General features: G+C 69.3%; 23 protein-coding genes and 1 tRNA gene. 9 read left to right on the top strand and 15 right to left on the bottom strand.

Annotated features, from left to right (window positions below; all coding sequences use genetic code 11):
• Window positions 1–17: 17 nt before the first annotated feature.
• Window positions 18–1,073: a LacI family DNA-binding transcriptional regulator gene (locus AB0M63_RS34125; RefSeq protein ID WP_355923514.1), complete on the top strand. Its 1,056-nt coding sequence runs from the start codon at window positions 18–20 to the stop codon at window positions 1,071–1,073.
• 17 nt (window positions 1,074–1,090) lie between these two features.
• Here AB0M63_RS34125 and AB0M63_RS34120 read toward each other — a convergent pair whose 3' ends face one another.
• A complete protein-coding gene (locus AB0M63_RS34120; RefSeq protein ID WP_366022070.1) occupies window positions 1,091–1,699 on the bottom strand; it encodes a TetR family transcriptional regulator in 609 nt (202 codons plus the stop codon).
• An 83-nt stretch (window positions 1,700–1,782) separates the two neighbouring features.
• On the opposite strand from AB0M63_RS34120, the gene AB0M63_RS34115 reads away from it, so the two are divergent.
• Entirely contained in the window at window positions 1,783–3,246 is a 1,464-nt protein-coding gene (locus AB0M63_RS34115; protein ID WP_366022069.1) for an MDR family MFS transporter, read from the top strand.
• A gap of 32 nt (window positions 3,247–3,278) precedes the next feature.
• On the opposite strand, the gene AB0M63_RS34110 is transcribed toward AB0M63_RS34115, so the two are convergent.
• Window positions 3,279–4,118, bottom strand: a complete 840-nt coding sequence (locus AB0M63_RS34110) for a helix-turn-helix transcriptional regulator (protein ID WP_366022068.1) — start codon at window positions 4,116–4,118, stop codon at window positions 3,279–3,281.
• A gap of 197 nt (window positions 4,119–4,315) precedes the next feature.
• On the opposite strand from AB0M63_RS34110, the gene AB0M63_RS34105 reads away from it, so the two are divergent.
• On the top strand, window positions 4,316–5,077 hold the full coding sequence (locus AB0M63_RS34105) for an SDR family oxidoreductase (protein ID WP_355923522.1): 762 nt from the start codon (window positions 4,316–4,318) through the stop codon (window positions 5,075–5,077).
• Between the two features lie 98 nt (window positions 5,078–5,175).
• Here the strand turns inward: AB0M63_RS34105 and AB0M63_RS34100 are convergent, their stop codons facing one another.
• Together AB0M63_RS34100 and AB0M63_RS34095 are read right to left on the bottom strand one after the other, a co-directional pair.
• Window positions 5,176–5,922, bottom strand: coding sequence for an SDR family NAD(P)-dependent oxidoreductase (locus AB0M63_RS34100; protein WP_366022067.1), 747 nt, complete (start codon window positions 5,920–5,922; stop codon window positions 5,176–5,178).
• A gap of 11 nt (window positions 5,923–5,933) precedes the next feature.
• On the bottom strand, window positions 5,934–6,710 hold the full coding sequence (locus tag AB0M63_RS34095) for a VOC family protein (protein WP_366022066.1): 777 nt from the start codon (window positions 6,708–6,710) through the stop codon (window positions 5,934–5,936).
• Window positions 6,711–6,831: 121 nt separating this feature from the next.
• Between AB0M63_RS34095 and AB0M63_RS34090 the strand changes: the two genes are divergently transcribed.
• Window positions 6,832–7,446, top strand: coding sequence for a TetR family transcriptional regulator (locus AB0M63_RS34090; protein ID WP_366022065.1), 615 nt, complete (start codon window positions 6,832–6,834; stop codon window positions 7,444–7,446).
• 4 nt (window positions 7,447–7,450) lie between these two features.
• Window positions 7,451–8,182 carry a serine/threonine protein kinase gene (locus tag AB0M63_RS34085; RefSeq protein WP_366022064.1) on the top strand — a complete coding sequence of 244 codons (732 nt, stop codon included), beginning with the start codon at window positions 7,451–7,453 and terminating at the stop codon, window positions 8,180–8,182.
• An 80-nt stretch (window positions 8,183–8,262) separates the two neighbouring features.
• Here AB0M63_RS34085 and AB0M63_RS34080 read toward each other — a convergent pair.
• From AB0M63_RS34080 to AB0M63_RS34065, 4 genes are all read right to left on the bottom strand, one after another.
• Window positions 8,263–8,335 (bottom strand) — tRNA-His (locus AB0M63_RS34080).
• Window positions 8,336–8,416: 81 nt separating this feature from the next.
• Window positions 8,417–9,019, bottom strand: a complete 603-nt coding sequence (gene orn, locus AB0M63_RS34075) for an oligoribonuclease (protein WP_366022063.1) — start codon at window positions 9,017–9,019, stop codon at window positions 8,417–8,419.
• A gap of 131 nt (window positions 9,020–9,150) precedes the next feature.
• Window positions 9,151–10,419, bottom strand: coding sequence for a helix-turn-helix domain-containing protein (locus AB0M63_RS34070; protein WP_355923534.1), 1,269 nt, complete (start codon window positions 10,417–10,419; stop codon window positions 9,151–9,153).
• A 386-nt stretch (window positions 10,420–10,805) separates the two neighbouring features.
• Window positions 10,806–11,126, bottom strand: coding sequence for a hypothetical protein (locus tag AB0M63_RS34065; protein WP_355923536.1), 321 nt, complete (start codon window positions 11,124–11,126; stop codon window positions 10,806–10,808).
• Between the two features lie 301 nt (window positions 11,127–11,427).
• Here AB0M63_RS34065 and AB0M63_RS34060 point away from each other — a divergent pair, with 301 nt between their 5' ends.
• Complete coding sequence (locus tag AB0M63_RS34060; RefSeq protein ID WP_355923538.1) at window positions 11,428–11,955, top strand: universal stress protein; 528 nt, start codon at window positions 11,428–11,430, stop codon at window positions 11,953–11,955.
• Window positions 11,956–12,076: 121 nt separating this feature from the next.
• Window positions 12,077–12,646, top strand: a complete 570-nt coding sequence (locus tag AB0M63_RS34055; RefSeq protein WP_355923540.1) for a GPR1/FUN34/YaaH family transporter — start codon at window positions 12,077–12,079, stop codon at window positions 12,644–12,646.
• Window positions 12,647–12,716: 70 nt separating this feature from the next.
• On the opposite strand, the gene glmS is transcribed toward AB0M63_RS34055, so the two are convergent.
• Window positions 12,717–14,534, bottom strand: a complete 1,818-nt coding sequence (glmS, locus tag AB0M63_RS34050) for a glutamine--fructose-6-phosphate transaminase (isomerizing) (RefSeq protein WP_355923542.1) — start codon at window positions 14,532–14,534, stop codon at window positions 12,717–12,719.
• A gap of 13 nt (window positions 14,535–14,547) precedes the next feature.
• Window positions 14,548–14,805 carry a hypothetical protein gene (locus tag AB0M63_RS34045; protein ID WP_019065776.1) on the bottom strand — a complete coding sequence of 86 codons (258 nt, stop codon included), beginning with the start codon at window positions 14,803–14,805 and terminating at the stop codon, window positions 14,548–14,550.
• A 165-nt stretch (window positions 14,806–14,970) separates the two neighbouring features.
• On the opposite strand from AB0M63_RS34045, the gene AB0M63_RS34040 reads away from it, so the two are divergent.
• Window positions 14,971–16,536 (top strand): metallophosphoesterase family protein, encoded by a 1,566-nt coding sequence (locus AB0M63_RS34040; RefSeq protein WP_355923545.1) that lies wholly within the window; start codon window positions 14,971–14,973, stop codon window positions 16,534–16,536.
• A gap of 65 nt (window positions 16,537–16,601) precedes the next feature.
• On the opposite strand, the gene AB0M63_RS34035 is transcribed toward AB0M63_RS34040, so the two are convergent.
• Window positions 16,602–17,480 (bottom strand): DUF4429 domain-containing protein, encoded by an 879-nt coding sequence (locus AB0M63_RS34035; protein ID WP_355923547.1) that lies wholly within the window; start codon window positions 17,478–17,480, stop codon window positions 16,602–16,604.
• A 99-nt stretch (window positions 17,481–17,579) separates the two neighbouring features.
• Between AB0M63_RS34035 and AB0M63_RS34030 the strand changes: the two genes are divergently transcribed.
• Complete coding sequence (locus AB0M63_RS34030) at window positions 17,580–19,121, top strand: beta-N-acetylhexosaminidase (protein ID WP_366022203.1); 1,542 nt, start codon at window positions 17,580–17,582, stop codon at window positions 19,119–19,121.
• A gap of 77 nt (window positions 19,122–19,198) precedes the next feature.
• On the opposite strand, the gene AB0M63_RS34025 is transcribed toward AB0M63_RS34030, so the two are convergent.
• From AB0M63_RS34025 to desA, 4 genes are read right to left on the bottom strand one after another with little or no spacing between them, the layout of a single operon-like run.
• A complete protein-coding gene (locus AB0M63_RS34025) occupies window positions 19,199–20,977 on the bottom strand; it encodes an IucA/IucC family siderophore biosynthesis protein (protein ID WP_366022062.1) in 1,779 nt (592 codons plus the stop codon).
• Window positions 20,974–21,507: a GNAT family N-acetyltransferase gene (locus AB0M63_RS34020; protein WP_366022061.1), complete on the bottom strand. Its 534-nt coding sequence runs from the start codon at window positions 21,505–21,507 to the stop codon at window positions 20,974–20,976. Before AB0M63_RS34020 ends, AB0M63_RS34025 begins: the two co-directional genes overlap by 4 nt.
• Window positions 21,504–22,787, bottom strand: a complete 1,284-nt coding sequence (locus AB0M63_RS34015; RefSeq protein WP_366022060.1) for a SidA/IucD/PvdA family monooxygenase — start codon at window positions 22,785–22,787, stop codon at window positions 21,504–21,506. Before AB0M63_RS34015 ends, AB0M63_RS34020 begins: the two co-directional genes overlap by 4 nt.
• Window positions 22,771–24,213 (bottom strand): lysine decarboxylase DesA, encoded by a 1,443-nt coding sequence (gene desA / locus AB0M63_RS34010; protein ID WP_366022059.1) that lies wholly within the window; start codon window positions 24,211–24,213, stop codon window positions 22,771–22,773. The genes AB0M63_RS34015 and desA overlap by 17 nt, the downstream gene beginning before the upstream one ends.
• Window positions 24,214–24,283: the final 70 nt, after the last annotated feature.

Raw genomic sequence — 24,283 nt, 5'->3', positions numbered from 1 at the left:
AACGGAAGGCGGCGACCATGACGGTCAGCGGTGGACGGAACCGGGGCGGGCGGCGGCCGACCCTGGAGGAGGTCGCCGCCCGTGCAGGTGTGGGCCGCGGCACGGTCTCCCGGGTGATCAACGGTTCGCCGAGGGTCAGCGACGCGACCCGCGCGACCGTCGAGGCGGCGGTCGCCGAGCTCGGTTACGTCCCGAACACGGCGGCCCGCGCCCTCGCCGCGAACCGCACCGACGCCATCGCCCTCGTCGTCCCCGAGCCGGAGACCCGCTTCTTCGCGGAACCGTACTTCTCGGACATGCTCAAGGGCGTCGGCTCCGAACTGTCCGAAACCGAGATGCAGTTGCTGCTGATCTTCGCGGGCAGCGACCGCGAACGGCAGCGCCTGGCCCAGTACTTGGCCGCGCACCGGGTGGACGGCGTCCTGCTGGTCTCGGTCCACGCGGACGACCCGCTCCCCGATCTGCTGGCGCAGTTGGAGATCCCGGCGGTGATCAGCGGCCCCCGCTCGGCGGGCGAGACCCTGGCCTCGGTCGACTCGGACAACTACGGCGGCGCCCGCTCGGCGGTGGAACACCTGCTGTCCCGGGGCCGCACGCGCATCGCGCACATCACCGGCCGCCTCGACGTCTACGGCGCCCAGCGCCGCGTCGACGGCTACCGCGAGGCACTCCTCGACGCCGGGCAGGAACTGGACGAACACCTCATCCAGCCAGGGGACTTCACCGAGGAGGGCGGCCGCCGGGCGATGAAGGAGCTGCTCGCCCGCCGCCCCGACGTCGACGCGGTCTTCGCCGGCTCGGACGTGATGGCGGCGGGCGCCCGCCAGGTCCTCCGCGAGGAGGGCCGCCGCATCCCGGACGACGTGGCCCTCGTCGGCTACGACGACTCCGCCATCGCCCGTCACATGGACCCGCCGCTGACCAGCGTCCGCCAGCCCATCGAGGAGATGGGCCGCGCGATGATCGACCTCCTCCTGGCCGAGATCGCGGAGCGCAGGCCGGCCACGTCCCGGGGGCTTGAGCGCCGACAGGCGGTACTGGCAACGGAGTTGGTGACGCGGGCGTCGTCGTAAGAGGGCTGCTGCCGCCCCTATCGGGGCTGTACCGCGCCCCACCCCCGCTCCAGCAGGTCGAACGCCGCGTTCACCGTGGCCCTCGGATCGGGTGAGGTCTCCGCGAGGGTGCGGGCCTCCAGGGCGAAGTGGGCCAGGGCCGCGCAGGTGGGGTCGTCGGCGGGGGCGCCGGTGGAGGCGGCGACGGCACGGGCGACCGCGTGTTGGTGGCGCATCCACATGCGGCGGTGGTACTCGGTCAACGCCGGTGTGCTGCGGATGAGTTGGTGGAACACGGCGATCTGTTCGCCGTACTCGGCCGAGAAGAACCGGGCGCGCAGCAGATGTTCCCGCAGCGCCTGGGGGATCGACGTCCCCGGGGCCCGGTCCCGCACCGCCCCGACCAGGGCGGCTTCCTGGTCCGCGTCCAGGTCGAAGACCAGCGCCTCCTTGCTGGGGAAGTGCTTGAAGAGGGTCGTCGTGGAGACGTCCGCCGCCTCGGCGATGTCCCGGATGCTCACCTGGTCGTAGCCGTGTTCCAGGAAGAGCTCCAGTGCCGCGTCGGCCAGGGCCTGCCGGGTGGCGGCCTTCTTGCGCTCGCGGCGGCCCACGGTCGGCGCGGTGGTGGACGTCTCGGTCTCGGTCATGCCTCCCAGCCTACCCTCCTCAGTTGTCTGAATATAAAAGTTGACTCGTTGCACTTAGTGAGTCGGTGTGCTTTTCTGGCGGCATGACCACACCCCGAACACCCGTGAACGTCCGCTGGACCCTCCTCGGCGTCATGCTCGCGATGCTGCTGGCGATGCTCGACAACAACATCGTCGGGACCGCGATGCCGACGATCGTCCGGGACCTCGGCGGCCTGGAGCACATCTCCTGGGTCGTCACCGCGTACACCCTCGCCACCGCCGTCTCGACCCCGCTGTGGGGCAAGTTCGGTGACCTGTACGGCCGCAAGCGTGTCTTCCTCGCCTCGGTCGTGGTGTTCCTGACCGGCTCGCTGCTGGCCGGCGCCGCTCACTCGATGGCCCAGCTCATCGAGTTCCGCGCCCTCCAGGGCATCGGCGCGGGCGGGCTCGCCGCCGGGGCGTTCGCCCTGATCGGCACCCTGGTGGCACCGCGCGAACGCGGCCGGTACCAGGGCATGACCGCCACCGTCATGGCGATCGGCACGATAGGCGGCCCGCTGCTCGGCGGCTTCGTCACCGGCCACCTCGGCTGGCGCTGGACGTTCTACATCAATCTGCCGCTCGGCCTGATCGCCCTGGTCTGGGTCCAGTCGACGCTGCGGTTGCCCGCGCAACGCGTCCAGGCCCGTATCGACTGGCCGGGCGTGGCCCTGCTGACCGCCGCGATCAGCTCGGTGGTCATGATGGCGACCTGGGCCGGTACGACGTACCCCTGGACGTCCTGGCAGGTCCTCGCGCTCGCCGCGACCGCGCTCCTCACCTCGGTCGCCTTCGTCGCGGTGGAACGCCGCACCGCCGAGCCGCTCCTCCCGCCGCGGATCTTCACCGGCCACCGCAACTTCCCCCTCGCGACCGCCCTGTTGCTCGCGGTCGGCGTGGTGATGTTCGGCTCGGCGCTCTACCTGCCGCTGTTCCAGCAGACGGTCCAGGGCGCCTCGGCGACCAGTTCGGGCCTGCTTCTGCTCCCGATGATGGTCCCGGTGGTGCTCGCCTCGAACGTCGCGGGAAAGGTCATGTCCCGTACCGGCAGGTACAAGATCTTCCCGGTCCTCGGCACGGCGTTGCTCGCGACGGCCATGCTGCTTCTGTCCACCATGGACACCACCACCTCCCGCACCCTCACCTCCTGCTACATGGCCCTGCTCGGCCTCGGCCTCGGCCTGACCATGCAGATGGGGACGACCATCGCCCAGAACAGCGTCGAACTCCGCGACATGGGCGCCGCGTCGGCGTCCACGAACCTCTTCCGCACGCTCGGCGGCTCCCTGGGCGTCGCGGTCTTCGGGTCCCTGTTCACCAGGGCGCTACGGCCGGGCTCGACGTACGCCCACTCGGTGGCCGTGGGCACCCGGCACATCTTCCTGACGGCGTCCGTGATCTGCGCGGCCGGCTTCCTCGCGGCGGTGTTCATCAAGGAGGTCCCGCTGCGCGGCGTGCCGACGGCTCCGCCCCGCACCGACGCCCCCACCACCGACGCGCCCGCCCCGTCGATCCCGAAGCCGTGAGCGGCAGGCTCCGCGCCCGCCGCCGGGGCCGCTCAGGTCGCCAGCCGCTGGCTCCCTATGACCGACAGCAGTTGGAGTCTGTCGTAGTCCTCCGTGCCGGGTGTCGCCGTGAACACCAGCAGGCACTGGGACTGGTCGGGGTCGACGAGGGTCTGGCAGTACAGGGAGATCGGTCCGACCTCGGGGTGGATGATCCGTTTGCGGTTGGTGTAGGTGACGCCGACTTCATGGGCGTCCCACAGCTCCGCGAACTCGGTGCTCTCGGCGCGGAGTTGGCGGGCGAGGACGGCGGCGCGCGAGCCGTTTCCCTCGCGTGACGCGACGGTGCGCAGTTGCGCGACGTAGATACGGCTGTGCGTCGCGTGTTCCTCCGGCGCGTAGCCTCCGCGCTCGTCCGGGTCGGTGAACCAGCGGTGGACGATGCTGCGTGCCGGCCCGGTGAAGCGGGTCTGGTCACCGAGCAGGGCCACCGCGAGGGGCGTCTGGACGAGCGTCTCGCCGATGCCGGTGACGACCTGGGCCGGTGTGTCCTGGAGCCGGTCGAGGATGCGCATCATGCCCGCGTTGACGTGGTCGTCACGGGTCGCGCGGGCCGGTGCGTTGTGCCCGGCCAGCACGAACAGATGGTCGCGCTCGTCCAGGGTGAACCGCAGCCCGCGGGCGATCGCGGCCAGCATCTGTTCCGACGGCTGGGGTCCGCGCCCGCGTTCGAGGCGGCTGTAGTAGTCGGTCGACATCTGGCACAGCACGGCCACCTCTTCGCGCCGCAGTCCCGGCGTACGACGCCGTTGCCCCTGGGGAAAGCCCACGTCGGCCGGTTGCAACGCCTCTCTGCGCCGGCGAAGGAACGTCGCCAGTCCGGTCTGATCCATACGAACACTGTGCCGTGGCCGGCGACCCGTAGCCACTGTCCGGCGATCCCAGGCTGGGGGCACCCCCGCACAGCCTGGGATCGCCGGACAGTGGACAAGCGGGCACTGGATGCCGTCGCGGCCGGCGCGCCAACTGGTGGAACACCCACCCGGACCCACCGTCCGGACCCACCTTCCGTACCCATGGAGGAGCCACCATGAGCGCCGACCAGAAGATCGCCCTCGTCACCGGGGCCAACCGCGGGCTGGGGCGGGCGCACGCCCTGCACCTGGCCGAGGCCGGTGTCGACGTCGTCGTGACCTACCGGAACAACCAGGCCCAGGCGGAGGACGTCGTGGCGGCCGTCACCGAGCGGGGCCGGACCGCGGTCGCCCTGCGCCTCGACACCGGCGTGGTGGGCTCCTTCGCCGACTTCGCCGAGCGGCTGGGCGCCGAACTCAAGGGCCGCTGGTCCAGGACGACCTTCGACTTCCTGGTCAACAACGCGGGCCACGACCTGGAGGCCCCGTTCGCGGCGACCACCGAGCAGGACTTCGACGACCTGGTGAACGTCCACCTCAAGGGCGTCTTCTTCCTCACCCAGACCCTGCTGCCGCAACTCGCCGACGGCGGCGCCGTGGTGAACGTGTCGAGCGGCCTGACCCGCATCATCGTCCCGGGCCATGCCGCCTACGGCGCGGTCAAGGGCGCGGTCGAGGTCCTCACCCGGTACCAGGCCAAGGAACTCGGAGCACGCGGTATCCGCGTCAACACCATCGCCCCCGGAGCGACCGCGACCGACTTCGGCGGCGGCATGATGCACAACGAGCAGGTCCGGGCGTACCTCACCGCGCAGGTCGCACTGGGCCGCGTGGGCGAGCCCGACGACATCGGCGCGGCCCTCGCCGCACTGCTCTCGGACGCGAACCGCTGGGTCACCGCGCAGCGCGTCGAGATCTCCGGCGGACAGGGCATCTGATCAGTCACAAGGCCCCCGGTGGCGTAACTCTGGGTTCCCAAAGGGGAGTTGGGAACCCAGGGTCGGGAACTCGGAGTTGGGAACTCAGGGTCGGCAACTCACAACTGGGTCTGGCCGCCGTTGACCTCGTACACCGATCCCGTGACGAAGGCCGCGTCGTCGGAGAGCAGGAAGGTGACCACGCCCGTGACCTCCTCCATGGTGCCGGGCCGGTTCATCGCCGTCTTGGCCGCGATCCGGGCGAGCACCTCGGGGGCCAGTCCCTGGGCGGAGGGCGTGTCGATGGGGCCGGGGGCGACCGCGTTGATCCGGATCCCCCGCTGGGCGTACTCGACGGCGGCCGACCGGGTCAGACCGACGATGCCGTGCTTGGAGGCCGAGTACGCGGCACGTCCGGCGTGGGCCATGACCCCGGCGGTGGACGCCATGTTGACGATCGCGCCGCCTCCGTGCTCGACGAAGTGGGCCAGTTCCGCCTTCATGCAGAAGAAGACGCCGGTGAGATTGACGCGGATGACGTCCAGCCAGTCCTGCGGCTCGATCTCGTGGGCGTCGACGAGCCGTGGGGTGATGCCCGCGTTGTTGAACGCGAAGTCGAGCCGTCCGTAGGTGGAGACCGCGAACTCGACCAGCCGCTCTGCCTCCTCGAACACCGAGACGTCGACGACGAACGGTGTGGCCTGGTGGCCGGCGGCCCGGATCTCCTTGGCCACCCGGTCGGCGGCGTCCGCGTTCCGGTCGGCCACGACGATCCGTGCGCCGTCGGCGGCCAGACGCTTGGCGGCCGCCTCACCGAGCCCGGAGCCGGCACCGGTGACGATGCCTGTTCTTCCGTTGACGGACATGGCGCTGCTCCTCAATTCGTGGACGTGGCGGGCGCGTTGACGGTGAAGACCGCGCCGGCGGGGTCGGCGAAGACGGCGATGGTGCCGTGCGCGAGCGGGGTGGCGCCCATCAGCACGGTGCCGCCGAGGGCCGTGACGGCGGTGATGGCGGCCTCGGCGTCACCGACGGTGAAGTAGATGTCCCAGTAGGGAGGGATCTCGACGGGCATCGCCGGGGGCCTGGGCAGTAGTTCGGCGACGGCGCGTCCGTTGAGCTGCCAGGTGCGGCGGGACAGTGGGCCTTCCGGAGGGGTGAGCGTCCAGCCGAAGACGGAATGGTAGAAGTCCCTCGAAGCCTCGACGTCGTCGGTGATCAACTCCCCCCGGTGGAAGGCCCCGGGCTCGTCGACCGCGCCGGCGCCAGGGTGACCGCCCGCCTGCCACACGGCGAACGTGGTGCCGCTGTGGTCCGCGAACACGGCCGCCCGTCCGGTGGCGCCGAGGTCGTACGGCGGTGTCAGTACCCGGCCTCCCGCGGCGATGACCGTCTCAGCCGTCTTGTCGGCGTCGGCGACGTTCACGTGCATCGACCACGTGGCACGCTCGGCTCCCTCCGCGGGGGCGATCGCGGCCACCGGCCTTTCGTGCAGCAGAGCCGTCCAGGACGGGTGCGGCCCACCCGGGCCACCCGGCCCTTCCTGGTAGGCCCACCCGAACAGCGAGCCGTAGAAACGGCTGCCGCCTTCGGCGTCCGGCGTGGTCAGGGTGACCCACGACGGAACGCCCTCCTCATAGCTGTGGATGTCCACGACGTCTCTCCTCGAACTGAACGCGGGTCGTTCGACCCCGACGTGTCAGCCATAGACATATTCGTCAGTGACTGACAACAAGAGCAGTCCATGACAGTTATGTCTTGCTATGCTGCGTAGCGTGACGGAAACTGGGACGGAGACCGCGAAGAGCCGACGATCGGGGCTGCGTGAAGCCACCCGGCGGGCCGTGCGCGCCGAGATCGCCGATGCCGCGATGACCCTGTTCATGGAGCGGGGCTTCGAAGAGACCACGGTGGAGCAGGTCGCCGCCGCTGTGGGCATGTCGGGGCGCAGCGTCTTTCGCTACTTCGCCACCAAGGAGGACATGGTCGTAGGGTCCATGGAGCAGGTGGGCCACGAGCTGGCCGCGGCCCTGCGGGCGCGGCCGGCCGACGAGCCGGTGTGGGAGGCCCTGCGGCGGGCGTTCGACGAACCGCTGCGCGCGCTGGAGAGCGACGGCGGAATCGCCCTGGCCCGCACCACACTGCTGGCCACGACCCCGTCCCTGCGCGCGGCCCAGCAGCACAAGCACGCGGAGTGGAACGCCCTCCTCGCCCCCGCCGTCGTCGACCGGCTCACCGGCCCGGCGGCCACCCGCGAGTACCAGGCGCGCGCCGTCGTCGCCACCGCACTGGCCTGCCTGGATGTCGCCGTCGAACAGTGGACGGCGTCCAAGGGCACGCAGCCCCTGGACGAGCTGCTCGACACGGCGATCGCGGCGATCCGGGAGTAGGACGATGGAGTCGTACCTCCGCACGCTGGGCGAGGTGTTCCGCTCCTTCCGGGGGCAGGACTCCGGATGCGTCTCGTACGGCGTCCAACTCCCGGACGGCGAGCGCCGGTTCGTGAAGGAGCCGACAACCGCCCCCGCCCAGGCCTCACTTGACCGAGCCTGGACCTTCCACCAGGCGGTACGCCACCCGGCGATCGTCCCCCAACTGCACCGGATCCCCATGCCGAACGGCCGCACGGCGACCGTCATGCCCTGGCGCCCCGGCGAGTCCCTCTACGGCCCCGCCCGCGCCCGCTTCCGCACCCTCCCCCTCGCCTCCGTCCTGCGCGCGATCGACCGCGTCCTGGACGCGCACCTCGCCGTGGAGGCGGCGGGCATGGTGGCCGTCGACCTCTACGACGGCGCGTTCCTCTACGACTTCTCTTCCGACACGCTCCACCTCATCGACCTCGACGAGTACCGCCCCGGCCCCTTCGTCCTCCAGGACGACCGCCTCCCGGGCTCGGCCCGCTTCATGGCCCCCGAGGAGTGGCACCGCGGCGCCCTCATCGACATCCGCACGACGGTCTACGCCCTCGGCCGCACCGCCCATGTCCTCCTGGAGGGCGGCGACCGACGGGCCTGGCGCGGCACGGCGGGTCAACTCACCGTCGTGGAAAGGGCGACTCGGGCCGAACTCGGTGAACGGTTCGCGGGCGTACGGGAGTTCACGGACGCGTGGCGCGCTGCCGCCTGATCCGGCCGGGCTGTGTCCGCTCCGCCGACAAACGAATCAGCCGGTGACCCCGTTTCCGGAGTCACCGGCTGATTACTCAGGGTGAGTGACGGGACTTGAACCCGCGACTTCCTGGACCACAACCAGGTGCTCTACCAGCTGAGCTACACCCACCATGCCCGGTCGCTCACTCAGTGAGTTACCGACCGGCCGAGAAAAAGTGTACAGGGTCCGAAGGGGTGCTCGCGCACGCCTTTAACGTGCAGGTTGGACGTGCTTCGCGGCGATCGTGCGGGCCGTGTCGGAGTCGGGGCCGGGCTGCGGGACGAAGATCGCCTCGCGGTAGTAGCGCAGCTCGGCGATGGACTCGACGATGTCGGCGAGGGCGCGGTGGTTGCCCTTCTTCTCGGGGCTGTTGAAGTAGGCCCGCGGGTACCAGCGGCGGGCCAGCTCCTTCACCGAGGAGACGTCCACGATGCGGTAGTGGAGGTACTGCTCCAGGGACGGCATGTCACGGAGGAGGAAACCGCGGTCGGTGCCGACCGAGTTGCCGCACAGCGGGGCCTTGCCCGGCTCCTTGACGTGCTCCCGGATGTACGCCAGGACCAGCTCCTCGGCGTCGGCGAGCGTCGTACCGCCGGCCAGCTCGTCGAGCAGGCCGGATGCGGTGTGCATCTGGCGTACTACGTCCGGCATCGTCTCCAGCGCCTGGTCCGGCGGGCGGATGACGATGTCCACCCCTTCCCCGAGCACGTTCAGCTCGGAGTCGGTGACGAGGGCGGCCACCTCGATGAGAGCGTCGTCTGACAGCGAGAGGCCGGTCATCTCGCAGTCGATCCACACCATGCGATCGTTCATGTGTCTAACCTTAAGGTGCGCGCCGCTCAGCTGAGCCGACCGTGCGGTGACCTTGTGGTGCGGGAACGCGCGCGGGCGCGCGAAAACCCCCGGAGATCTCCTGTCGGAGACCTCCGGGAGCCTTCCCGTTGCTATGTCGCGCTGCGCTGGCCGGGCAGACTCGCCGCCGTCCGGCTTGTGGCGTACGCCTCACGGCCGTTCTCCGCGGGGGAGGGCGCCGCGGACGCCGTGGCCGACGACAGCGCGTTCGCCGCCGCGCGACGTGACTGCATCGGCACCGGACCCTCCGGGTGCAGCGCGGGCGGCAGCCCCGCCGGACCCAGCGATGCCGGACCGCCGGGCTGGCCCGGGGCGCCGTCGCCGTCCACCTGCTTGTCGCCCTGGGGCCTGCGGGCGCGGTACGCGGCCCGGTAGGCGGCGGGCGACGAGCCCAACTGGCGGCGGAAATGGCCGCGCAGGGCCACCGGCGAGCGGAAGCCGCAGCGGCCCGCGACCTCGTCCACCGAGTAGTCCGACGTCTCCAGCAGGCGCTGCGCCTGGAGCACCCGCTGAGTGATCAGCCACTGCAGAGGAGCGCTCCCGGTGAGCGAGCGGAACCGGCGGTCGAACGTACGACGGCTCATGTACGCGCGTGCCGCCAGCGTCTCCACGTCGAACTGTTCGTGGAGGTGCTCCAGCGCCCAGGCGACGACCTCCGCGAGCGGGTCGGCGCCGATCTCCTCTGGTAAAGATCGATCGAGGTAGCGCTCCTGACCGCCGCTGCGGCGCGGCGGGACCACCAGGCGCCGGGCGAGCGCGCCGGCCGCCTCGTTGCCGTGGTCCGTCCGCACGATGTGGAGACAGAGATCGATTCCGGCCGCCGTACCGGCGGACGTCAGTACGTCTCCGTCGTCGACGAAGAGTTCCCGCGGATCCACGTGCACCGACGGATAGCGCTTGGCCAGCGTCGGCGCGTACATCCAGTGGGTGGTCGCGGGGCGGCCGTCCAGCAGGCCCGCCGCCGCCAGCACGAACGCGCCGGTGCACAGGCCGACTATGCGGGCGCCCTCTTCGTGCGCCCGGCGCAGTGCGTCGAGTGCCTCCTCCGGCGGTGGCGAGGTGATCGACCGCCAGGCCGGCACGACGACGGTGCCCGCCCGGGAGATCGCTTCCAGGCCATGCGGTGTGGTGAGTTCCAGCCCCCCGGTGGTGCGCAGCGGACCTTCCTCGCCGCCGCACACCAGGAGGCGGTAGCGCGGAACTCCGGCGTCCTGCCGGTCGATTCCGAACACCGACAGCGGTATGGAACTCTCGAAGATGGGGCCGCCGCTGAACAGCAGCACCGCGACGATCTCCTTGCGGCGTCGCCCGGAAAGCTTCCGGGCCGCGGCTTCCGGCGCGGCAGTGGAGTCGTGGCTCATACTGCTAAGCCCCCCTCGGTGGTCGCGGCGCCCCTATCTTGTCGGGCTTGTCGCTCCAGCACGTTTCCCCTCGGTCCTGCACGAGTCCCCCGCCGTAAGACGTCAAGATCGAATCTACTGTGTCCCGTGGTGCCGGGGTGACCAGTTCGGCAACCGGCACATTGTCGACATGGCAACTTGGCGTGAAGCATTCGATCACGAAGCGTTGCACTCGTGGGCCGTGCAGGGAAGTGCGCCTCGTCGTAGTGGCCAATCCCCGTAGGGTGCGCAGGGCCTCCAGGACCCTTTCCGTGCAGGTGGAACCGGGGTTGGGGGGTGGTCAGGGCAAGAGATGCGCGGTGACCGGAAGTTGGCTGAAAAGCATCGGGCGCGTGCGCGGAAACCGGTCAGTCGACCGGTGTACTTCCCCCGGCGTGCCGACCGCCCCTGTGCGCCCCCGCCTGGGCCCGGTGGCGGTGCCCGCGGTGCGGGGGCTGTTCTTCGGCCGACAGCCGGGCCGCGCCCTGCTCGGACCGGCGCAGCAGCACCCGGCAGGCGGCGGTGACGGCCGCCAGGCCCAGGGCCGTACCGGTGGCGCCGGCGAGCGAGGTGCCGTACCAGAGGAGGACCACGGGCACGAGGACACAGCTGAAGACCGCCCAGCGGACCACGTCGGTCGCGGTGTCCGGGCTGGAGTGTGCCTCGGAGGTCGTACGGTGTCCGGACATGGCGTGCTCCCTGGGGCGGCGGCTCGCCGGGTTCAACGCGTGTTCGATGCGTCGGTCACTGTAGGGCACCCCGTACGTAAGTGAATCCTGTGCAAACCGCCTGTACGGGGCAGCAACCATTGCGTTACGGGCGCCCCCTCGTGCATGCTCCGGGGAACTCCGCCGGAGCCTGTGCGGGATATGGGCTCAGGAGGAGTGCCGCCGTACCCTTGGGGGTATGGGGTTGGGAAGATGATTCCCGGACACAGCTCCGCCGCACCCTGTCGTCCCCTCCCAAGAGGATCAAAAAGCCGAGACACCCATGGCCGGTCACGAATCTTTCGAACCCGCGGACCGCAAGCGGCCCGTCGCCGATCCCACGGCGGCCGAGCCCCTGGCGGCGGAACAGCCACGTCATTCCTGCGACCCCGCCTTCAAGCACGGCGTCGTCGTCGGTTTCGACGGCTCCACGTCCAGTGAGCGTGCCCTCGCGTACGCGATCGGCATGGCCCATCGCTCGGGTTCGGGCCTGGTCATCGTGCATGTCGCCAACCGGCTGCCCACCACGGTGTGGGCGGGCTGCGAGCCGCCGGTCTTCGTCGATGTGCCGGATCACCGCACCGAAGTGCTCGGTCTCGAGCTGGCGTGCGCCGAATACCTCGCCGAAGTGCCCTGGATCCTCGTCGAGCGCGGCGGCGACATCTGCCACGAACTCGAAGAGGTGGGGCGGGAGTACGAGGCGGACGCGATCGTCGTGGGCTCGACCCACGGCATCGTCGGACGCCTCTTCGGCTCCGTCGCCGGGCGGCTCGCCAAGCGGGCCCAGCGGCCCGTCGTCGTCATCCCCTGACCTGCGGGTCGAACACCCGGGCAGGCTCCCGAATTCGCTGCTGTGCAGAGGTGTTTGTGTCCTTGTGAAGGGCATATATCGGTCACACCGCACAACCGCACATGCATGAAGGGAGCCCGCCGTGGACAATGACGTCTCCGCGGGAAGCACCACCACCACTTCGATCGTCGGCCGACTCGCCCTGGGAATCACCCTGTTGGCCTTCGGGCTCGGGTACACCGATGTCATCAACGGAGTGTCGGCGGCTGACGCCGTGTCACTCGCCCACTACGTAGGCGGAGTTGCCCTCTTCGTCGCCGGACTGTTCGCCTTCCGCGAGGGCGACACCGCGACGGGTACGGCCTTCGCGGCCTTCGGCGCCCTCTGGTTCACCTGGGCCGTCAGCGCGGGCAACTCCGTGTCGGACAACGCGGCGGGGCTGTTCCTGGTCCTGTTCGCCCTCGTCGCCCTCTCGGTCACCCTCGCGGGCGGGGACCAACTCACCCAGGGCACCTACGGGTTGTTCTTCGTCTCCCTCGTGCTGCTCGCCATCGCCCAGTTCGCCGGCAACGACGGGCTGGCCAAGGTCGGCGGGTGGTTCGGTGTCGCCGCCGGGGCTGTCGCCTGGTATTCGGCCACTGCGGCTCTCGCCCACTGGCCGACGGCGCTTCCGCGGCGGGCTGCGGGCCGGGGCGTGACGGCAACCGGCTGATCGGCAGCGGAAGGAACCCCCACGTGCAGGAGGCGCACGTGGGGGTTCGTTCTGTCCGGGGAGGGACCGGCTACTCCACCGTCACCGACTTCGCGAGGTTCCGCGGCTTGTCGATGTCCCGGCCCAGGGCCAACGCCGTGTGGTAGGCGAGGAGTTGGAGCGGGATCCCCATCAGGATCGGGTCCAGCTCGTCCTCGTTCTTGGGGACCACGATCGTCTGGTCGGCCTTCTCCTGGTGCTGGTGGGCCACCGCGAGGATGCGGCCGCTGCGGGCCTTGATCTCCTCCAGGGCGGCGCGGTTCTTCTCCAGGAGGTCGTCGTCGGGGACGATCGCGACCGTGGGCAGCGCGGGCTCGATCAGCGCGAGCGGGCCGTGCTTCAACTCCGAGGCGGGGTAGGCCTCGGCGTGGATGTAGGAGACCTCCTTGAGCTTCAGGGAGGCCTCGCGGGCCACCGGGTAGCCCCGGACGCGGCCGATGAACAGCATCGAGCGGGCCTCGGCGTACTCGGCCGCCAACTTCTTGATCTCCTCCTCCTGTTCGAGGATCGCGGAGATCTGGGCCGGCAGCTTGCGCAGGCCCTCGATGACGCGCTTGCCGTCGCGCACCGAGAGGTCGCGGGTGCGGCCGAGGTGCAGCGCCAACAGGGCGAAGGCCACTGTGGTGTTGGTGAAGCACTTGGTCGACACGACACAGACCTCGGGGCCCGCGTGCACATACATGCCGCCGTCCGCCTCGCGCGCGATCGCCGAGCCGACGACGTTGACCACGCCCAGCACCCGCGCACCCTTGCGCTTCAACTCCTGGACCGCCGCCAGCACGTCGTACGTCTCACCGGACTGCGAGACCGCGATGTACAGCGTGTCGGGGTCCACCACCGCGTTGCGGTACCGGAATTCGGAGGCCGGCTCGGCGTCCGCGGGGATGCGGGCCAGCTCCTCGATCATCTGGGCGCCGATCATGCCCGCGTGGTACGAGGTGCCGCAGCCGAGGATCTTCACCCGGCGGATCTGCCGGGCCTCGCGGGCGTCCAGGTTCAGGCCGCCGAGGTGCACGGTGGAGAAGCGGTCGTCGATGCGGCCGCGCAGCACGCGGTCCACGGCGTCGGCCTGCTCGAAGATCTCCTTGTGCATGTAGGTGTCGTGGCCGCCCATGTCGTAGGAGGCGGCCTCCCACTCGACGGTGGTGGGCTCGGACGTGGTGCGGGTGCCCTCGGTGGTGTATGTCCGGAAGTCGTCGGCCTTGAGGGTCGCCATCTCGCCGTCGTCGAGGGTCACTATCTGCCGCGTGTGGGTCACGAGGGCGGCGATGTCGGAGGCGACGAACATCTCCTTCTCGCCGATCCCCAGGACCACCGGGGAGCCGTTTCGAGCCACCACGATCCGGTCCGGGAAGTCGGCGTGCAGCACGGCGATGCCGTACGTCCCCTCGATCACCCGGAGCGCCTGGCGGACCTTCTCCTCCAGGGTCTCCGCCTGGGCGCGGGCGATGAGGTGGGTGAGGACCTCGGTGTCGGTCTCGGAGAGGAACTCGACGCCGTCGGCTTCGAGCTTCTTCCGGAGGTCGGACGCGTTGTCGATGATGCCGTTGTGGACGACGGCGACCTTGCTGTCGGCCGACAGGTGCGGGTGCGCGTTCACGTCGGAGGGGGCGCCGTGCGTGGCCCAGCGGGTGTGGGCGATTCCGGTGGTGCCCTTGAAGCGCGCCGGGACCTTGGCCTCCAGGTCACGGACCCGGCCCTTGGCCTTGACCATCTTCAGGCCGGCCGTCTTCGGCGAGGTGACGACGATGCCCGCGGAGTCGTAGCCGCGGTACTCCAGCCGCTGCAGACCCTCCAGCAGAAGCGGAGCAACGTCACGCTTGCCGATGTACCCGACGATTCCACACATATATACGTATTCCTCAGCCGTAGACAATCCGGCGCAGCTGCCGGAGCGTGAGCTCGGGCGGGGCCACGGCACGGTATTTCAGGTCCGCCTCGATCCGGTCGAAGATCGTCGCGTTCACCAGGCCCTGGGCCTGGAGCTCGCGGTGGCGGCGACGGACGTAGTCCTCGGTCGTCTCGTCGAAGTAGGCGAGCACGTCCTGGATCACCCGTAGCGCCTCGCCCCGGTTGAGGGTCGTGGAGCGCGTCAGATGATCTACGAGTTCGTCGTGCACCCGGTTGATCCTGGAGTACCGGGGGAGGCTTTGCAAGAATCCTGCCCGATATCGGGCAACCCGCTGTTGAAAGTCTTGTAGGGCTCTGTTCGTAAGCTGTCCATCCTGTGTCTTGCGCCACGTTGCTCATATGGACGAGTTTCAGTCGCCATGGACATTCCTCGTATGGGAGTACCCGCCGAGCTCGCCGAGAGCATGAGCATGGCGGAGCAGCACGAGTACCTGCGCGCGAGATTCTCGCGGCGCACGATGATCAGAGGCGGTGCCGTGACCCTCGGCGCCGTCGCGGGCGGCGTGTTCGTACCGGGCGCCGTCGCCCAGGCGGCCGTCCCCACCCAGACCACCGCCACGTCCACCGAGTCGGTCAGCGGGGCCCTCGTCTCCCCGTTCGGCCGGCACCTCGCGTTCGGCAACGACCCGAGCACCGAGGTTACGGTCTCCTGGCAGGTCCCGACCAACGTCAAGAAGCCGTTCGTCCGCATCGGCGCGCACCCCTGGGACCTCTCCCGCAAGATCGAGGCCGAGGTGCGCACCCTGTACACCCCGGCCGGTGTCGGCGCGAGCGGCGACCACACCCAGTACTACCTGCACGCCAAGCTGACCCACCTGCGCCCGGGCCGGACCTACTACTACGGCGTCGGCCACGCGGGCTTCGACCCGGCCGAGCCCCACCTGCTCGGCACCCTGGGCACCTTCACCACCGCCCCCGACCGCTCCGTGCCGTTCACCTTCACGGCCTTCGGCGACGAGGGCGTCGGCTACCACGGCCTCGCCAACGACAGCCTGCTGCTGGCCCAGAACCCCGCCTTCCACCTGCACGCAGGCGACATCGCCTACGCCGACCCGGCGGGCGCGGGCAAGACCGCCGACACCGGCTTCGACTCGCGCGTCTGGGACCAGTTCCTCGCCCAGACCGAGTCGGTCGCCAAGTCCGTGCCGTGGATGCCCGCCTACGGCAACCACGACATGGAGGCCTGGTACTCGCCCAACGGCTACGGCGGCGAGGACGCCCGCTGGAGCCTGCCGGACAACGGCCCCGACAAGACGAACCTGCCGGGCGTCTACTCCTTCGTCTACGGCAACACGGCGATCATCTCGCTGGACGCCAACGACATCTCCTTCGAGATCCCGGCCAACCTCGGCATCTCCGGCGGCACCCAGACCACGTGGCTGGAGGGGCAGCTCAAGAAGTTCCGCGCCTCCAGGGACATCGACTTCGTCGTGGTCTTCTTCCACCACTGCGCGTACTGCACCTCGACCGCGCACTCCTCGGAGGGGGGAGTGCGCGACGAGTGGGTGCCGCTGTTCGAGAAGTACACGGTGGACCTGGTCATCAACGGCCACAACCACCAGTACGAGCGCACCGACGTCATCAAGAAGAACGCGGTCGTCAAGAAGCTGCCGATCGGCGGCACGGCGTACCCGGAGACCGAGGGCGTCGTCTACGTGACGGCGGGCGCGGCCGGCCGCAGCCTGTACGCGTTCTCCGCCCCCGACTCCTACGAGGGCCACGTCAACGACCTCGACTCCGTCGCCGCCTTCATCAACACGAAGGACGGCAAGGTCAACGAGACGGTCGCCTGGTCGCGCGTCCGCTACCTCAACTACTCGTTCCTGCGCGTCGACGTGCAGCCCGCCTCCAAGGGCCGTACGACCACCCTGACGGTCCGCGGCATCGCCGAGACCGGCGCCGAGGTCGACCGCTTCACGGTCGCCCGCAAGGCCAAGTAGGTCCCGTCCTGCGCCCGGGCAGCAGGGCGTAGGCACACCGCAGGCGGTCCTCGACTCCCGGATGGTCACATCCGTTTGAGGACCGCCTGTTTGGCCATCGAGAACTCCTCGTCCGTGAGCACCCCGTCCCGGTGCAGCTCGCCCAGTTCACGCAGCCGCCGCAGCAGCGCGTCATGGCCGTCCTCCGCCGCGGCCGTCAACTCCCGTGCTGGATAAGGTCGTTCGGGCCGTACGTCGGTCTCGGCGGCGGGGTGCGGGAGCCGGGCCTGTACGGCCGCGGCGACCAGGGCCATCAGCGGGTCCTTCTTGAAGCCCCACAGCTCCACGGAGTTGGGGTCGTACTTGGGCGGCGCCTTCGTCGGCGCGTTCCGCACCGAGAAGCGGATGTAGCCGTTCTCCAGCCCGGCCGACGGACGCCACTCCACGCCGACGAGGTCCGTGACGGCGAGGGTGCGGGCGCCGGCGGCGGACTTCGCGTCCTCGGTCTTCCAGTTCCACTCCAGCCGTACGCGCTCGCCGTCGAAGCTCGCGGTGCCGTCCCCGGCGGAGACCGAGAGCGGCACGGCCGGGCCCGGCAGCAGATACGCGTCCACCGGATCGGCCGGGACCTCGTCGAGCAGCAGGGCGCCCCGCACCTCGTCCACGAAGTACTCGGCGACGCCGTACCGGTCCGATTCGACCGGCAGTTGATAGGGGTCGTCGCTCTCCGCGAGCCGGCCCCCGGTGGCGTGCAGCAGCGGGTCGGCGCCGTCCCGCAGCCGCAGTCTCAGCCGCCCTGTCTTCCGGCCCTGTTCGAACGAGACGCCCGCCAACGCGCCCAGCGGGACGACGAGTTCACCGAGTGTCCGGCGGAACAGGCCGACGCTCTTGTCCCGTCCGGGAGTCAGCCGCAGGGCGTCGCCGTCGAAGATCCAGGTGCCGTCCTTCTGGATGATTTCCGCCATGGGGGGATTGTTTCACCGGATCTGCGGGAGAGTGGTCTCTACCAATCGAAGGGAGCGCAGGTGAGACGACACAGCGTTCTGGGATCGCTGCTGCTCGTGATGGCGGTCGGCGCCTTCACGGTAGGAGCGACAACGGTGACGAAAGCGACCCCGACCGCGACCCCGCTCGGCCGAGTGGTTCCGGCGCCCGCGTCGGTGACACCCGGGAAAACCCCGTTCCGCATCACCCACGACACCGCGATCCACGTCGACGGATCGCGCGAGGCGCGCCGGATCGGCGAGTACCTCGCCGGCATCCTGCGCCCGTCGACCGGCTATCGCCTGCCCCTGAGCACCCACGCCGGGCACGGCATCCAACTCAGGCTCGCCAAAGGCCCGTTCGGAGCCGAGGGGTACCGCCTGGACAGCGGCCCGTCCGGCGTCACCCTCACCGCCGCCCACACCGCCGGCCTCTTCCACGGCGTGCAGACCCTGCGCCAACTCCTGCCCGCCGCCGTCGAGAAGAACTCCGTGCAGCGCGGCCCCTGGCAGATCGCGGGCGGCACCATCGAGGACTCCCCGCGCTACGCCTACCGCGGCGCGATGCTCGACGTCTCCCGGCACTTCTTCACGGTCGCCCAAGTCAAGCGCTACATCGACGAGTTGGCCCTTTACAAGATCAACGAACTGCATCTCCACCTCAGTGACGACCAGGGCTGGCGCATCGCCGTCGACTCCTGGCCACGCCTGGCGGCCTACGGCGGCTCGACCGAGGTCGGCGGCGGCGCGGGCGGCTACTACACGAAGGCCGACTACCAGGAGATCGTCCGCTACGCCTCCTCCCGCTACCTGGAGGTCGTCCCGGAGATAGACATGCCGGGCCATACGAACGCGGCCCTCGCCTCCTACGCCGACCTGAACTGCGACGGCGTGGCACCCCCGCTCTACACCGGCACGGACGTCGGCTTCAGCTCGCTGTGCGTCGGCAAGGACCTCACCTACGACTTCGTGGACGACGTGGTCCGCGAGCTGGCCGCGCTCACCCCGGGCCGCTATCTCCACATCGGCGGCGACGAGGCGCACTCCACCAGCCATGAGGACTACGTCAAGTTCATGGACCGGGTGCAGCCGATCGTCACCAAGTACGGCAAGACGGTGATCGCCTGGCACCAGATCACCGGAGCCCACCCCGTGAAGGGCGCTCTCGCCCAGTACTGGGGTCTCGACGACACCGACGCCGCCGAGAAGGCCCAGGTCGCCGAGGCCGCGAAGAACGGCACCGGGCTGATCCTCTCGCCCGCCGACCGGGTCTACCTCGACATGAAGTACACCGAGGACACCCCACTCGGCCAGGACTGGGCGGGCCTGGTCGAGGTCAAGCGGTCCTACGACTGGGATCCCGGCAACTACCTTGCCGGAGTGCCCACTTCGGCGATCCGAGGGGTCGAGGCGCCGCTGTGGACGGAGACCATCGTGACCGGCGCGAACATCGACTACATGGCCTTCCCCAGGCTGCCAGGGGTGGCCGAGCTGGGCTGGTCGCCGGCCTCGACCCACGACTGGGACACCTACAAGGTGCGGCTCGCGGCGCAGGCCCCACGCTGGGACGCACTGGGGATCGACTACTACCGGTCGCCTCAAGTGCCTTGGCCCGCAGGCTAGTTGACCGTCCTGTCGATTGATGGAAATGGGCGGGCACCCCGGAGGACCGTACTCCGGGGTGCCCGCCTGTCCGTGGGTCAGAACCCGGCGATGGGGTTCTTCAGGGTGCCGATGAGCTGGAGCGCGCCCGCCGGGTCCGCCAGGTCCACCATCTGCTGGTTGTCGCGCAGTTGGAGGCGGTTGAGGCAGGACAGGGAGAACTCGGGGGCGAACATGTCGTACTGCCGGAACTTGTCGGCGAGTTCGGGTGCCGCCTCCTGGTACTCGCGGGTGACCTCCGCGACCGTACGCCAGAAGTCGTCCTCCGCCAGGACGCCGTCGGCGGCCAGGTTGGCGGCGAGGAAGCGGAAGAAACAGTCGAAGACATCGGTGAAGATCGACAGGAGCTTCTTGTCCTCGGGGACGTCGACCCGCAGCCGCTCCACGGTCGGCGGCAGCACCGCTTCCGGGTCCATGACGGCGATCTCCTCGGCGATGTCCTTGTAGATCGCGCGCTGGACGACACCGTCCTTCAGGACGAGGATGACGTTCTCGCCGTGCGGCATGAACACCAGGTCGTAGGCGTAGAAGCTGTGCAGCAGCGGGGTGAAGTACGCCCGCAGATAGTGGCGCAGCCACTCCACCGGCGCCAGTCCCGACCGCTCGATCAGGGCGGCCGCGAAGGACTCGCCCTCGTGGTCCAGGTGCACCAGCGAGGCCATCGTCGCCAGCGACTCGCCGTCCCGGAGCGAGGACACCGGGCTCTCGCGCCACAGGGCCGCGAGCATTTTGCGGTACGGCGAGTAGCGGTCGGTGGCCGCCTCGTACTCCAGGTGCCGGTAGCCGACAGCGGCCCGCTCACGGATGATCGACAGGCCGGTGGACTTCAACACCGGGTCGTTCTCGATGAGTTGGGCGAGCCAGTCGTTGATCGCCGGGGTCGCCTCCATGTAGGCGGCCGAAAGCCCGCGCATGAAGCCCATGTTGAGGACGGACAGGGCCGTCTTGACGTAGTGCTTCTCGGGGTTGGACTTGTTGAAGAAGGTCCGGATCGACTGCTGGGCGAGGTATTCGTCGTCGCCCTCGCCGAGGCAGACGAGGAGGCCGCGGGCGACCTCGGCGGCGAAGGTGACGGTGAGCTTGTTCCACCACTGCCAGGGGTGGACGGGGATGAGGAGGAAGTCGTCCGGGTCGTGGCCCTGGTCGGTCAGGGTGGCGCGGAAGCGGTCCAGCGTGGCGCTGCCCAACTCGTCCTTGACGAACGACTCGTACTCGATGCCCACGCCCGCCGTGAACGCGGCCCGTGAGCGGTGCGCGGCCAGCCAGACCAGGCGGACCGGGCTCGCGGTCTCGGGGGCGTACGACAGGTACTCGTGGATGCCGAAGCCGAGCCGCCCGTTGTTGGCGACGAAGCAGGGGTGGCCCTCGGTCATCCCCGTCTCGATGGCCTGGAAGTCGCTCCGCACCAGCTCGGCGACCGGGAGCTGCGGCTTGGTGAGCTTGTAGCAGGTGCCGGAGAGGGTGGAGGAGATCTCCTCCAGGTAGACCGGCAGGATCTCCTCGCTCAGCCCGAGCGCCTGCTTCAGCTCGATGAAGAAGTCCATTGCGGCGAGGGGGAGTTCGGCGCCGTCGCGGACCCGGGAGATGGAGTCGGCGTCGACCTGCCAGTGGTCCAGGGCGCGCCGGGTGGCGGTGAACCGGTAGCGGGTCAGACCGTCGTCGCTGCGGACGACGTACAAGTCGCCGTCCTTCTCCACCGGTTCGGGGGTGATCAGCCGCTCGTGCGCGAACTCGGCGAGGGCCTTGCGGATCAGCAGGCGGTTGGCCTTCTCCCAGCGCTCGGGGGAGAGATGGGCGACGGCGTCGGCGAGGCTCATACGGACACCACCGTAGCCAGAAGGAACTGTTCCTTCGTGCAGAAGCTCAACAAGGCTTTCTTCTCCGGCTTTTGGATCTCGCGCTCGGGCACGAACCCGACCGCCTCGTTCAGGGCGTGTACGGCGGTGTTGGCCACGTCCGGTTCCACGACGACGCGTTGGACCGCCGGGTCCTCGAAGAGGTGGGCCATCACGGCGGTGATCACCGCGCGGGTGAAGCCGTGCACGGGCGCCTCGGTGGCCGGCGTCAGGAAGTGCATGCCGACATCGCCGGGGAACGGCTTGTACAGGCCGACCAGTTCGCGGTGGTGCGGGTCGTAGTACTCCATCAGGAAGGCGGGAACGCCCTTCTCGTCGAGCCCGAGCAGCGCGTGGTGGTGCTCGTCGGCCGCGATCTCCATGTAGGCGCGCTCGACGTCCTCCAGTTTCGCGTCCTGCATCATCCAGTACGCGGCCTTGGGATGGGTGACCCACCGGTGCAGCAGCTCGGCGTCCTGGAGCGGGTCCAGAGGGCGGAAGGTGAAGGTCATACGGCGAACTCCTGGAACGCGATGGTCTGTTCGACCGGGTAGTACTCGGTGCCGAGCAGCTCACGGATGATGTACGAGTTGCGGTACGCGCCCATGCCCAGATCCGGGGACGTGATGCTGTGCGCGTGGACGCCGGCGTTCTGGAGGAAGACACCCCGGCCCGTGGTGTCGATCGAGTAGTTGCGCGCGATGTCGAAGTTGCCCCGCGCGTCGTAACACAGCCGCTCGTGCACGGGCTTGAGGAACTCAGGCTCGGCGTACTTGTAGCCGGTGGCGAGGACCAGGCCCTGGGAGCGCAGGGTGTAGTCCTTCTCCTGCTCCTCCTGGCGCAGCCCCAGTTCGTAGACTCCGTCGCGGTAAGCGGCGCTGTTCAGCGAGGAGTTGGTGAGCAGCCGGGTGGGGACCGGGCCGCCGACCTTCTTCTGGTAGAGCAGGTCGAAGATGTCGTTGACGAGATCGCCGTCGATGCCCTTGAACAGGCCCTTCTGCTCGGCCGTGAGGCGGTAGCGGGTCTGCTCCGGCAGCGCGTGGAAGTAGTCGATGTACTCCGGGGAGGTCATCTCCAGCGTGAGTTTGGTGTATTCGAGCGGGAAGAAGCGCGGGGAGCGCGTCACCCAGTTCAACTCGTAGCCGTGGACGTCGATCTCGCTGAGCAGGTCGTAGTAGATCTCGGCGGCGGACTGCCCGCTGCCGACCAGCGTGATCGACTCCTTGGCCTGCAACTCCGCTTTGTGGTGCACATAGCGGGAGTTGTGGATGAAGTCGCCGCCCAGACCGGCGACGGCCTCCGGGAGATAGGGAGGGGTTCCGGTGCCCAGGACCAGGTGCCGGGCGCGGTAACTCTCGCCGGCCTCGGTGTGGACGACGTAGACCTCGTCCCGTTCCTCGTACGTCACCTCGGTCACCGTCATGCCGAAGCGGACGTTGGAGAGTTTGTCGGCGGCCCAGCGGCAGTAGTCGTCGTACTCGACCCGCAGCGGGTAGAAGTTCTCGCGGATGTAGAAGGGGTACAGACGCCCCTTCTCCTTCAGGTAGTTGAGGAAGGAGTACGGCGAGGTCGGATCGGCGAGGGTGACCAGGTCCGACATGAACGGGGTCTGGAGGTGGGCGCCGTCGAGGAACATGCCGGCGTGCCACTCGAAGCCGGGCTTCGAGTCCAGGAAGATTCCGTCGAGTTCGAGGATCGGCTCGGTGAGGCAGGCGAGGCCGAGGTTGAAGGGTCCGAGCCCGATGCCCACGAAGTCGTACGTCTTGGTGGCGGGTTCAGGAAGCGCGGTCAAGGGACTCTCCCAGGTACTGCTCGGCGTGGCCGGCGATCAGGTCGAGGACGGCGGCGATGTCGTCGGTCGTCGTCTCGGGGTTGAGCAGGGTGAACTTCAGGTAGTGGCGGCCCGCGACCTTGGTGCCCGCGACCACCGCGTCACCGGAGGCGAACAGGGCCTTGCGGGCGTACAGGTTGGCGCGGTCGATCTCGGCGGGGTCGGTGACGGCGGCCGGGATGTAGCGGTAGACGAGGGTGGAGAGCGAGGGCTCCACGACCACGTCGAAGCGCGGGTCGGCGGCGAGCAGCTTCCACCCTTCCTCGGCCAGGTCGCAGACCTCGTCGAAGAGTTCGCCGATGCCGTCGGCGCCCATCACACGCAGGGTCATCCACAGCTTGAGCGCGTCGAAACGGCGGGTGGTCTGGAGGGACTTGTCGACCTGGTTGGGGATGCGCTCCTGCACCATGCGACGCGGGTTGAGGTACTCCGCGTGGTAGGTCGCGTGGCGCAGCGTGTCGGCGTCGCGGACCAGGACGGCGGACGAACTCACCGGCTGGAAGAAGGACTTGTGGTAGTCCACAGTGACCGAGTCGGCGCGCTCGATGCCGTCGATCCGGCCCCGGTGCTTCAGCGAGGTGAGCAGACCGCAGCCGTAGGCCGCGTCCACGTGCATCCACACCCCGAACTGCTCGCACAGCTCGGCTATTTCGGGCAGCGGGTCGATGGAGCCGAAGTCGGTGGTGCCGGCGGTGGCGACGACGGCCATGGGTACGAGACCGGCGTTCCCGCAGCGCTCCAACTCGCGGGCGAGTGCGACCGTCTGCATGCGCTTGTCGGCGCCGACCGGGATCGAGACGACGGCGTCCTGGCCGAGGCCCAGCAGTTTCGCCGACTTCTTCACGCTGAAGTGGCTGACCTCGGAGGCGAAGATCCGCAGTTTGGCCAGGCTGTCGGTCTTGGACTCCTCGCGGGCCAGCAGCAGTGCCTGGAGGTTGGACTGGCTGCCGCCGGAGGTGAACACCCCGTCCGCGTGCGGGCCGAGGCCGATGCGCTCGTTGGTCCAGTCGATCAGCTTGCGCTCGATGAGGGTGCCGCCGGCCGACTGGTCCCAGGTGTCCAGGGAGGAGTTGACGGCGGAGAGCACCGCCTCGCCGAGCACCGCGGGGATGACGACGGGGCAGTTGAGGTGGGCGAGGTAGCGGGGGTGGTGGAAGTAGATCGCGTCACGCAGGTAGACCTCGTCCAGCTCGTCGAGCACGGCGGCGGTGTCGTGCAGCGGGCGGTCGAGGTCGATGCGGTCGATGAGGGGGGAGAGGGCGTCGACCGTGACGCCGGTGAACGGTCGTTCGGTGGTGGCGAGTTTGGCCGCCACCCGCTCCACGCCTTCCGTCACGGAGCGGCGGTAGTGCTCCGCAGTCGTGTCATTGAGCAGGTGCGAGCGCATGTGGGGGTCCTCCGGTGGGGACGGGTTTGAACTTAGGTAAGGCTAACCTAACTTAGATCTTTCGGCATTC

It is taken from the genome of Streptomyces sp. NPDC051576, from assembly GCF_040681835.1.
In the GTDB taxonomy this organism is placed as follows: Bacteria; Actinomycetota; Actinomycetes; order Streptomycetales; family Streptomycetaceae; genus Streptomyces.
Note: the sequence above shows the minus strand (reverse complement) of the source record. Positions and strands in the feature narration are given on the sequence as shown.

Coding starts and splice junctions, on each gene's coding strand:
- glmS (WP_355923542.1), bottom strand. CDS start 14,534: ATGTGTGGAATCGTCGGGTACATCGGCAAGCGTGACGTTGCTCCGCTT.
- AB0M63_RS34030 (WP_366022203.1), top strand. CDS start 17,580: ATGGCGGTCGGCGCCTTCACGGTAGGAGCGACAACGGTGACGAAAGCG.
- AB0M63_RS34110 (WP_366022068.1), bottom strand. CDS start 4,118: ATGGATCAGACCGGACTGGCGACGTTCCTTCGCCGGCGCAGAGAGGCG.
- AB0M63_RS34085 (WP_366022064.1), top strand. CDS start 7,451: ATGGAGTCGTACCTCCGCACGCTGGGCGAGGTGTTCCGCTCCTTCCGG.
- AB0M63_RS34115 (WP_366022069.1), top strand. CDS start 1,783: ATGACCACACCCCGAACACCCGTGAACGTCCGCTGGACCCTCCTCGGC.
- AB0M63_RS34070 (WP_355923534.1), bottom strand. CDS start 10,419: ATGAGCCACGACTCCACTGCCGCGCCGGAAGCCGCGGCCCGGAAGCTT.
- AB0M63_RS34065 (WP_355923536.1), bottom strand. CDS start 11,126: ATGTCCGGACACCGTACGACCTCCGAGGCACACTCCAGCCCGGACACC.
- AB0M63_RS34060 (WP_355923538.1), top strand. CDS start 11,428: ATGGCCGGTCACGAATCTTTCGAACCCGCGGACCGCAAGCGGCCCGTC.
- AB0M63_RS34125 (WP_355923514.1), top strand. CDS start 18: ATGACGGTCAGCGGTGGACGGAACCGGGGCGGGCGGCGGCCGACCCTG.
- AB0M63_RS34120 (WP_366022070.1), bottom strand. CDS start 1,699: ATGACCGAGACCGAGACGTCCACCACCGCGCCGACCGTGGGCCGCCGC.
- AB0M63_RS34040 (WP_355923545.1), top strand. CDS start 14,971: ATGGGAGTACCCGCCGAGCTCGCCGAGAGCATGAGCATGGCGGAGCAG.
- AB0M63_RS34025 (WP_366022062.1), bottom strand. CDS start 20,977: ATGAGCCTCGCCGACGCCGTCGCCCATCTCTCCCCCGAGCGCTGGGAG.
- AB0M63_RS34035 (WP_355923547.1), bottom strand. CDS start 17,480: ATGGCGGAAATCATCCAGAAGGACGGCACCTGGATCTTCGACGGCGAC.
- AB0M63_RS34020 (WP_366022061.1), bottom strand. CDS start 21,507: ATGACCTTCACCTTCCGCCCTCTGGACCCGCTCCAGGACGCCGAGCTG.
- AB0M63_RS34105 (WP_355923522.1), top strand. CDS start 4,316: ATGAGCGCCGACCAGAAGATCGCCCTCGTCACCGGGGCCAACCGCGGG.
- AB0M63_RS34100 (WP_366022067.1), bottom strand. CDS start 5,922: ATGTCCGTCAACGGAAGAACAGGCATCGTCACCGGTGCCGGCTCCGGG.
- orn (WP_366022063.1), bottom strand. CDS start 9,019: ATGAACGATCGCATGGTGTGGATCGACTGCGAGATGACCGGCCTCTCG.
- desA (WP_366022059.1), bottom strand. CDS start 24,213: ATGCGCTCGCACCTGCTCAATGACACGACTGCGGAGCACTACCGCCGC.